We start from the raw sequence: 347 nt of genomic DNA, 5'->3' as shown, positions 1-347 counted from the left end.
ACGCCCTGGACGATCGCATAGTTGTTAAACATCCCGCCCGAGGAGGGGCAGAAGCCCATCGAGATTACACACCTCGGAGTGGCCATCTGGTCGTACACCTGGCGCAGCACCGGGGCCATCTTCTGGCTCACCCGCCCGGCCACGATCATCAGCTCGGCCTGCCGGGGCGAACCCCGGAACACCTCCATGACGAACCGGTCCAGGTCGTAGCGGCCGCCTCCGGGTGTCATCATCTCGATCGCGCAGCAGGCCAGTCCCAGGTTGGCCGCGAAGAGCGAGGCTTGCCGCACCCACCCCGCCGCGGTATCCACACTGGTGAGCAGGAAGCCGCCCGGCAGCGTCTCCTC

At 66.9% G+C, this 347-nt stretch carries 1 protein-coding gene; it reads right to left on the bottom strand.

The window, feature by feature from the left end:
- Positions 1–347, bottom strand: a 347-nt coding sequence (nuoB, locus tag UK12_RS34005) for an NADH-quinone oxidoreductase subunit NuoB (RefSeq protein ID WP_156179140.1), incomplete at both ends; no start/stop codon positions are given.

This window comes from Saccharothrix sp. ST-888, from assembly GCF_000955975.1.
Taxonomy (GTDB): Bacteria; Actinomycetota; Actinomycetes; order Streptomycetales; family Streptomycetaceae; genus Kitasatospora.
Note: the sequence above shows the minus strand (reverse complement) of the source record. Positions and strands in the feature narration are given on the sequence as shown.